This window comes from Methylocystis sp., from assembly GCF_051061225.1.
GTDB lineage: Bacteria > Pseudomonadota > Alphaproteobacteria > Rhizobiales > Beijerinckiaceae > Methylocystis.
Genome location: NZ_JBPFEB010000131.1, coordinates 1 through 6,742, shown reverse-complemented (window position 1 = coordinate 6,742; position 6,742 = coordinate 1). Strand labels below are relative to the sequence as shown.

The window sequence follows — 6,742 nt, the reverse complement described above, 5'->3', positions numbered from 1 at the left end:
TCCCTGCCGCCAAGGGGAGAAGCATCGGTGAGTCGGCGCGCCGACCGGGCTTCCAGGGCATGCCCTGGAAGCCCGGTCGTCACGAAAACTGGGGAATTTTCAAATGCCATAACTGGGGAGATTTAATCCGCCACTGACAGCATTGTCCATGTGCTGAAATCTGGCGGGCGCTGGATCGATGCCCCACCCGAATACGGTCCGAGGAAGACACTCTACAACCGCTATGTCCGCTGGGCCGCGAAGGCCAGTGGCGGCAAAGGGGGGAGCGCGCCCAGGCGATCGGTCGATCTCGCGGCGGGCGCACGACCAAAATCCATGCGCTGACAGACGCCCAATGCCGGCCGGTCGCCTTTCTGCTCACTGGCGGGAATGTCGCCGATTGCACTGCGGGAGCCGAGCTTCTGTCAAAGATGCCTGCCTGTAGCATCCTGCAAGGCGACAAGGGCTACGACAGCGACGCCATTCGCCGGCAGGTCGAAGACGGCGGGGCCACATCCCGCCGAAGGCCAACCGGAAATGGAAGAACTGCTTCTCACCTTTCCTCTATCGCAACCGGAACGCCATCGAGCACATGTTCTGCCGCCTGAAGGACTTCCGGCGCATCGCCACGCGATACGATCGTAGCGCGACCAACTTCCTCGCAGCCGTCTGCATCGCCGCGACCGTCAGCTACTGGTTATGAGTCTGGGCCATAAGCCGCGCGGCATCTCGGATAGGTATTCCCTAGCGAGGCGAGCGCGCGGCACTCATCCAGGGGGGCAGCTTCAGCATCAGTGCATTGTGAACCTCAGGACCACTGTCACGTTGCACGAAATTGTAAGAATGCGCCGGTTCACGCACTCTGCTGCAGCTTATTTGAGAATCATTTTGGGGAAAATTATCGAATATGCTGCAATAACGATAACGCCGCCGACCGCTGGGACACCGAGCATTGCCGACGTGAATTCATTGAAGCGCTTGGGCTTTCGCCAACCGTGCGGCGCGATATCATTGGCAAAGGGAAGGGGTCTCACTAAGTTCGACGCAGGTAATGCGTTCCAATTCTCAAATAAGGTGCAGTAAACGCGTCGAGATTATCAAATTAGATACACGTTATCAAATTAAACGCACAGCTAAGCCATTGAAATTATGAAGCCGGATCTTGCATTTAAATAGGGTCTTCGTCACCCCCCGGGGGGCTGATTGTCAAGGTTGCGCCTTCCGTGCAGAGGAAGGGGCATGCGAAAGAAAATCAAACTGTCTGTTGGTCCCGGAATTGAAGTTGAAGAGATCGAGTTGCGGGACGGCCGCTGGGTCCTTTCGGCGCGTGCTGCTGGCGAGCGGTCGTGCCCAGTCTGCGGCAAACCTTCGACATCTCGGCATGACTGGCATTATCGGCACCTGCAGGACCTTCCTGTTCAGGGAACGCCGCTCGTGCTCGACCTGCGTCTGGGACGCTGGCGATGGCTAAATGAATTGTGCGGGCGCAAGACCTTCGTGGAGCGCCTGCCTTCGGTCGCGGCTCCCATGGCGCGCCGCACCGTCCGGGTCGCAGAGATCGTTCGGCTGTTCGGATACGCTGCAGGGGGTCTGCCGAGCGAAAGATTGCTGGCGCGGCTCGCCATGCCAGTCAGCGACAACGCCATCCTGCGCCAGCTGAAACGCCATGTTCGCGAGCGTGCCGACCCCGATCCTCTACGGGCCATCGCCATCGACGACTGGAGCTGGCGCAAGGGCTTTACCTATGGGACGATCATCGTCGACCTGGAGCGCCGAACCGTCGCCGATGTCATGGAGACCCGCTCGGCCAAGGAGACCGCGGATTGGCTCGAACGGCGGCCAGAGACGTGAGCCGCGACCGGTGCGGACTTTATGCTCAGGGCATCCGGCAGGGTGCTCCGCAGGCACGCCAGGTCGCCGACCGGTTTCATCTGCTGCAAAACCTGCGCGAGGCCATCGAGCGGCAGATGACGGCGGTCAGTTGCTTCGGCGGTCGCTCCCGCCTTCCGCCTGCCCCGGGCGACCGTCAGTTGGTGCTGCGCAGCAGAAATCGTGACGCGAGGGAGCAAATGTTTAAGTACGTGAAGGCCCTCCACGCCTCGGGCAAGAGCTTTGTCGCCATCGCCGCGGAGATCGGGATCGGCCGCGCCACGATCGCCAAGTGGATCGAGGCGGATTCTTTGCCGGATCGTCGACGAGTGACGCTGAAGCCGAGTTCGCCACTATATTTCCAGGAGTTTCTTGCGCGCCGATGGGCGGAGGGCGACAAGATCGGCCGTCGACTATTTCACGACGTACGCAATCGCGGGTACACAGGCAGCCGCTCCCATTTGGAGCGCCTTCTTTCCGAATGGCGGCGCGTGGAGCGTCCCGAGACAAGCCGGCGGAGAGAGCCGGCAATAGAGGAGCGCGCTATCGATCCCGCGACAGGCTGCCAAATCTGTCCCCTCATCGCGGCCGCTCTTTGTATGAAGCCGACGCGCATGCTCACCCATTCTCAGGCCGCCAAGGTCGTCGTGTTGAAAGAAGCCTCTCCCAGCTTTGTCGTCATGCGAGGACTGGCGATGCGATTTCGTGGCCTTTTACGAGGCGCCGATCCCGACAAGCTCGTCTCTTGGCTCGATGATGCGCGCCATTCGGGCATTCATGCCCTACAGCAGTTCGCGCGGACATTGGCCCGCGACATCGACGCCGTCAGGAACGCTATCGTCGAACCATGGAGCAGTGGCCAGGCCGAAGGCCAAATCAACAAATCGAAAACCCTCAAGCGGGCCATGTTCGGCCGCGCGGGCATCGAATTGTTGCGGGCACGAATGCTACCACTCCAACAAATCGACCTCCCCGGAATGTGACGAAGACCCCGTCAAAATGGCTCCGACAGGCAGGTAGAGGGCGTGGTTGTTATAGAAGGAAGGGGCCGCCGCGAACGGCGACCCTTGGTTCATGAGGAGGTTGCGGCCAAAAACCGCCGCGAGCACGTCACCTTAGACTTCCTTGAGCTGATCGGCCGAGGACTTGCCTGTGCGGCGATCCTGGGTGATTTCATAGCTCACCTTCTGGCCCTCGCGCAGATCATGCAGGCCCGCGCGCTCGACCGCGCTGATGTGAACAAAAACATCCGCGCCGCCGTCATCAGGCTGTATGAAGCCAAAGCTCTTTCGACCGTTGAACCATTTCACAGTTCCCGTAGCCATGTCGTCTCTCCAAACCTGTTTCGGGAGAAGGCCCAAATACGTTGAGCCAAGATTAATCGATGTTTGGAAGAGGTCGTCAGTGGCTTCGTTTCCGAAGCAAATCCAAGCCGTCAAACCTAAAATCGATGAGCGAAAAATAGTGTCCAACGAAACTGATTGCAACCAAGCTGCGCATCGGAGTGGTTGTCGTAGCCTGAGCATTAGCCATGCTCCTGAGCTTGAAGCTGCGCTTTGTTCCAGGGGCACGATGCCTTAGATGTCATGAACGCAGTGAACAAGCCTGCAGTAAATCAGCGAGGACGGGAAGGAATGACACGTTTTAAGAACGCCAATTTCGACGAGCGCAGGAGCGCTGCCGAGGCCGCGAAAAAAGTCAAGTTGGAAAAATTCCGCGCCCTGTCTGCGCAGATCAATGAGGGCGCAGCCGAGCGGCTGACGGCCCGGCAAGCGATCATTGCCGCGCGCGATGTACGAGCCGCAGAACGTGAAGCCGCCCGGCTCGCCACCGAAGCCCGCGCGGCGGAGGACCAGGCCGTACGCGAAATGGCCCTGAAAGCTGAACAGGCAGAACGCGATGCAAGAGTTGTAGAACAGGCAGTGCGTGAAGTCGCCTCTGCGGCCGAACGCAAGGCAGCCAGGGATGCCCGCTACGCCGCTCGAAAGGCCCGCAAATAACGCGGCACTCACGGGGCTATCGCTCCAAAAAATCTTGGCCTTATGGCCACCAGATTTTCCTACGAATTTCGACCGCCTGAGCGGTGCCTTTTCTGCCAATGCCGCCCATCCAGGTTTTGACCGGCGAAACGCTTCCTCGTCGCCGATCGGGTCGGAGCCCCGTGGCCGTTAGCGTAACCTATACCACAGCTCTAAGGGTTTTCCCTCCCTTGAATCGAGCCCTCCCCTCGGCGTATCTCCTGTCCCTCAATGAGCCTGAAATCAAGAAGAAAGCCCTGCATGAGCCATCTTAGCGTCTCGGTGTTAAATGAGTGGGGCGGAATAATATTCTCAGACCAATTTCCCACTCGAAAGAGCGCTAAGGATTTCATCGAGTGGCGCATCGAGGAGTTGCTGGCGCAGGGGGCGACGGACATCGTCGTGGTTGACAAGACGGCACAGACCGAGACCCGCTACAGCGCCTGTGCGATCGCCGGCGGCGTTTTCGCGACCATTAGAACGCATTGGCGGTATGCCCTCGCGGCTTAGCGCCTATTTGCACGGGACAGAACATCCGCCTCGCACCCACTGCTGTTCGCACGTGGCCCGGTCGAACGCCGTTCCCGAACATTCGCAACGTCCCAAGAGCCCAGCGTCATGCTGTCACATTGAAGCGGGCAGGCCGCGTAATGATTCTCAAGGACAGACCTTCTACCGGTGCAGGATTGAGCGCCTATAGCGTGATCCTAAAAAAGCGAGGGGCCGAGGTGACTACGCGGGCGATGAATTTCTTGACGTCCAAGGGATCGCCCCAAGAACTGCCGCGCAAAAGCGGACTTGCGGCAGTCGGGGACGTGCCGTGGGGAACGCATTTCTGCCTATCGCACGACACGCGCGCGGATCTTCTGGAGACATTGGCGCCTTACTTCGCGCAAGGGCTTGCGGCGAACGAATTCTGTATGTGGATCACGTCGCAGTCGATTACGACGCTAGAAGCAGAAGCCGCGCTGCGCGCGTGTGTCCCCAGCTTGGACGCATATCTGGCGAACGGCCAAATGGAGATCGTCGATTTCGACGAGTGGTACATGGCGGACCAACGGTTTGATCCAGATCGCGCCCTCCAGAAGGTGGCCGGCAGGCTGGTTGCTGCGCTTGACCGCGGTTTTGACGGCCTCCGCATCAGTGGGAGCACCTTTTCGCTGGCGCGGGACAATTGGGAGGCGTTTGTGCGCTACGAGGCGGCCATCGACCGCATCGTAGGATCCAAACGGATCCTCGCAATGTGCACCTACTCCCTTCAAAAGTGGAGCATGAGTGAGATTTTCGACGTCATTGCGACCCATGATTTTGCGCTCGCTAAGGAAGATGGCCGCTGGAAGGCGTCCAAAAGTTTCTCACGCGAGCGGATCGAACAAGGTCTGAAGGAGAGCGAAGCTCGGCTCCGCGCCACCATCGAAGGCGTCTGTGACGGCATCATCGCTACAGACGAGTCAGGCGCCATCTTGTCGATGAACCCGGCGGCCACGCGGATCTTCGGATATTCGCTTTACGACTTGGTTGGCCAGCACATTGGCGTGCTGTCCCCCGACCAAAGCCGCTTCATCCGCCTGGCCGATTGCGCCGGGAAATTAGAACAAGGCGTGGGCGTGGCAATCCATGTAAGCGAAGGGCGACGCAAGGATGGCGCGCTTGTCCCGTTGGAATGCACGGTCACGGAAAGCGTAAATCAAGGCGAGCGCCTGTTCGTCATCGTGGTGCGCGACTTGACTGAAAGGCGCCAGACCGAGGCCCGCATGCAGAAGTTGCGCGCCGACCGGCTTGACGCCATGGGAGGCATGGCCGTGGCGCTGTCGCATGAAATCAAGCAACCGCTCGCCGCCGCCGCGGCATATCTTGGAGCAACGCGACGATTGCTCAGGAAATCGCTCTTCAAGCCCTCCGGCGTCGAAGACGCTGTGGCTAAGGCTGCGGACCAAGTCACGCGGGCGGCGCAGATCATCGTCCGCATGCGAAGCTTTGTGACCCGCGGCGAACCGGACACAAGGCCGCAGAGCATCTTGGAATTGACAAGGGAGGCCTATGAACTCGTGTCGGGGGGCAGGTTGACGGATATCGAAGTCAAGCTTCATATCGCCGCCGGGGCCGACCGCGTGCTAGCCGATAAGGTCCAAATTCAACAGGTGCTCGTCAACGTCATGCGGAACGCCATCGAAGCGATGAGCCAATCTCAGGAGCGCATGCTGACTGTCTCCGTTTCAGAAGCCGAGGGACGGATGATCCGGACCGACATCGCTGACACGGGCCCGGGCCTCTCGAAGGAAATTCAGGAGTCTCTTTTTGAGCCATTCCAGACGACGAAAGCAACGGGAATGGGCGTCGGTCTTTCGATTTCCCGATCGATCATCGAAGCTCACCATGGGCGGCTATGGGCGGAATCGAACCGGGGAGGTGGGGCAATTTTCAGCTTCACATTGCCCTCCGCGGGAGAGAATTGAAGGGAGTAGCGGGATATGGCTTCTCTGGGCTGTATGCAAAAGGGCTAATGACACGCTGCCAGGTCATAGCTGAGGACCTCGGAACGTTCTTCACGGGTGGCGGCGAGGTCGCATCCCACGACGCGGACGTATTCTCAGTGGAATGCACCACCAGCATGGCCGGATTTGATTTCCGAAAGGGGCAGGAGGTTTGGTTTAAAGCGGGAGATTCGTTATGCTCCGAGCACAAGACACCTAGCGATCGCGTCATTTTTCTAGCTCGATAGATGGGTGCCTAGCTGTTTAGTCCCGGCATCTGGTGGAGCGGGTCGAGTATGAATCTCTCAGGCTCTTTCGTCCAGAGCTTGCAGATGAACTCGTAGGGCGTGAGGCCTTTGAGCGTCTTCAACCGGCGGGCAAAATTGTATGCGGTGACGAAGT

General features: G+C 59.3%; 4 protein-coding genes and 3 pseudogenes. 5 read left to right on the top strand and 2 right to left on the bottom strand.

The annotated features are described in order from the left end of the window. Positions 1–141: 141 nt before the first annotated feature. Positions 142–682: pseudogene (locus ACR652_RS23445) on the top strand (IS5 family transposase); the annotation flags it as partial. Positions 683–1,218: 536 nt separating this feature from the next. Then, positions 1,219–2,831, top strand: a pseudogene (locus tag ACR652_RS23440) (ISL3 family transposase). Between the two features lie 132 nt (positions 2,832–2,963). Here ACR652_RS23440 and ACR652_RS23435 read toward each other — a convergent pair. Then, positions 2,964–3,173: a cold-shock protein gene (locus ACR652_RS23435; RefSeq protein ID WP_434508894.1), complete on the bottom strand. Its 210-nt coding sequence runs from the start codon at positions 3,171–3,173 to the stop codon at positions 2,964–2,966. 309 nt (positions 3,174–3,482) lie between these two features. On the opposite strand from ACR652_RS23435, the gene ACR652_RS23430 reads away from it, so the two are divergent. The 3 genes from ACR652_RS23430 to ACR652_RS23420 all read left to right on the top strand — a co-directional run bounded on the left by ACR652_RS23430 (position 3,483) and on the right by ACR652_RS23420 (position 6,322). After that, positions 3,483–3,848: a DUF6481 family protein gene (locus ACR652_RS23430; protein WP_434508893.1), complete on the top strand. Its 366-nt coding sequence runs from the start codon at positions 3,483–3,485 to the stop codon at positions 3,846–3,848. A 279-nt stretch (positions 3,849–4,127) separates the two neighbouring features. Beyond that, positions 4,128–4,376, top strand: a complete 249-nt coding sequence (locus ACR652_RS23425) for a hypothetical protein (RefSeq protein ID WP_434508892.1) — start codon at positions 4,128–4,130, stop codon at positions 4,374–4,376. Between the two features lie 140 nt (positions 4,377–4,516). After that, a complete protein-coding gene (locus tag ACR652_RS23420; RefSeq protein ID WP_434508891.1) occupies positions 4,517–6,322 on the top strand; it encodes an MEDS domain-containing protein in 1,806 nt (601 codons plus the stop codon). Positions 6,323–6,596: 274 nt separating this feature from the next. Here ACR652_RS23420 and ACR652_RS23415 read toward each other — a convergent pair. Continuing rightward, positions 6,597–6,742, bottom strand: a pseudogene (locus ACR652_RS23415) (IS481 family transposase); the annotation flags it as partial.

What these genes read in the sequence shown, in the direction of transcription:
- ACR652_RS23435 (WP_434508894.1), bottom strand. Translation starts at nt 3,173, where the DNA reads ATGGCTACGGGAACTGTGAAATGGTTCAACGGTCGAAAGAGCTTTGGC.
- ACR652_RS23425 (WP_434508892.1), top strand. Translation starts at nt 4,128, where the DNA reads ATGAGCCATCTTAGCGTCTCGGTGTTAAATGAGTGGGGCGGAATAATA.
- ACR652_RS23420 (WP_434508891.1), top strand. Translation starts at nt 4,517, where the DNA reads ATGATTCTCAAGGACAGACCTTCTACCGGTGCAGGATTGAGCGCCTAT.
- ACR652_RS23430 (WP_434508893.1), top strand. Translation starts at nt 3,483, where the DNA reads ATGACACGTTTTAAGAACGCCAATTTCGACGAGCGCAGGAGCGCTGCC.